Annotated in this window: 1 protein-coding gene; it reads right to left on the bottom strand. The window is 68.4% G+C overall.

Annotation, left to right across the window (positions count from 1 at the left end):
- Positions 1-1,676: amino acid adenylation domain-containing protein (locus tag ACWEO7_RS39375; protein ID WP_452430921.1), on the bottom strand; the 1,676-nt coding region annotated here is incomplete at both ends.

The following is a 1,676-nucleotide window of genomic DNA, read 5'->3' as shown; positions in this document are numbered from 1 at the left end:
CGGATGGCCAGGGGGATGTTGTAGGCGGCGGAGGCGGGGTCGAACTGGTTGAGCACCCACATCCGTTGCTGGGCCAGCGACAACGGGATCGGTTCGGTGCGTTCGGTGCGTTCGAGCACGGTGCGGCTGCCGCCGCCGGCGCCGGGCACCACGCGCGCGGCGAGGGCGGCCACGGTGGGGGCTTCGAACAGTTCGCGTACCGCGACATCGGCGTCGAGGGCTTCGTTGATGCGTGCGACCACGCGGGTGGCCAGCAGCGAGTTGCCGCCCAAGGCGAAGAAGTCGTCGTCCAATCCGACCTCGCCGGCGCCCAGCAGCCCGGCGTACACCTCGGCCACCGCCTGCTCCACCGGCGAACTCGGCGCGCGGAACGCCACCGCCGACACCACCTGCGGCGCGGGCAGCGCCCGGCGGTCCAGTTTCCCGTTCGCCGTCAACGGCAACGCATCCAACACCACCACCGCATCCGGGACCATGTAGCCGGTCAAGAACTCCGAGACCTGCGTGCGCAGCACCGACGCATCCAAGGTCGCCCCGGCATCGGGCACGACGTAGCCGATCAAACGCTCACCGGCATGCTCGTCGGCGCGGACCAGCACCACCGCCTGACTCACGCCCGGGCAGCGCAGCAGCGCCGCCTCGATCTCCCCGAGTTCGATGCGGAAGCCGCGCAACTGCACCTGCTGATCACCGCGACCGGCGTACTCCAGGGTTGCTCGACCACCGAATCCGACCCAGCGGCCGATGTCACCGCTGCGGTACATCCGCGAGCCCGGCGCTCCGAATGGGTTGGCCACGAACCGCGTCGCGGCCAGACCGGGACGGCCGAGATACCCGCGGGACAGCTGCGCACCCGCGACGTAGATCTCTCCGGCCACCCCGACGGGCGACGGGTGCAACCGGTCGTCGAGCACGTACGCGTCCAGACCGGGCAGCGCCCGCCCGATCACGCTGGCCGGGTTGTCGACCATCTGCTCGTCCAACGACAGGAACGACACGTGCACCGTGGTCTCGGTGATGCCGTACATGTTCACCAGCCACGGCGCGTCCACCGGATGGCGCTCGTACCAGCGCCGCAGCTGGCGCAGATCCAGTGCCTCACCGCCGAACACGATGTAGCGCAGCGCGAACTTGCCTTGGTCGTGGTGTGCTGCCCGGTCGGCCTCGGCGAGCTGGTAGAACGCCGACGGGGTCTGGTTGAGCACGGTGACCTGTTCGCGGATCAGCAGTTCGCGGAACTGCTCCGGCGAGCGGGAGGTCACATAGTCGACCACGACCACGCTGCCGCCGTTGGCCAGCGCGCACCACAGTTCCCACACCGAGAAGTCGAACGCGAAGGAATGGAACAGCGTCCACACATCGGTTTCGTCGAACTCGAAAAGCAATTGGGTGTTGGCGAACAACTCGATGACGTTGCGGTGCGCCACACCCACACCCTTGGGCACCCCGGTGGAACCGGAGGTGTAGATGACATACGCCAGGTTGTCCGGGCGCAGGGGCCTCACCCGCTCGCGGTTGCGGACGCGCGCATCGTCGTAGCCGGTGGTCTCCTCCAACAGGAGCGCCGGAATATTGCCCGCGGGCAGTGAGTCCAGCTCGGCGGCGGTGGTCAGCACACACACCGGGGCGGCGTCTTCGAGCATGAACTCCAACCGCTGCACCGGATAACCGGTATC

Source organism: Nocardia sp. NPDC004260, from assembly GCF_053603155.1.
The sequence above is the reverse complement of the archived record's forward strand: the minus strand, read 5'-3'. Positions and strand labels throughout refer to the sequence as shown.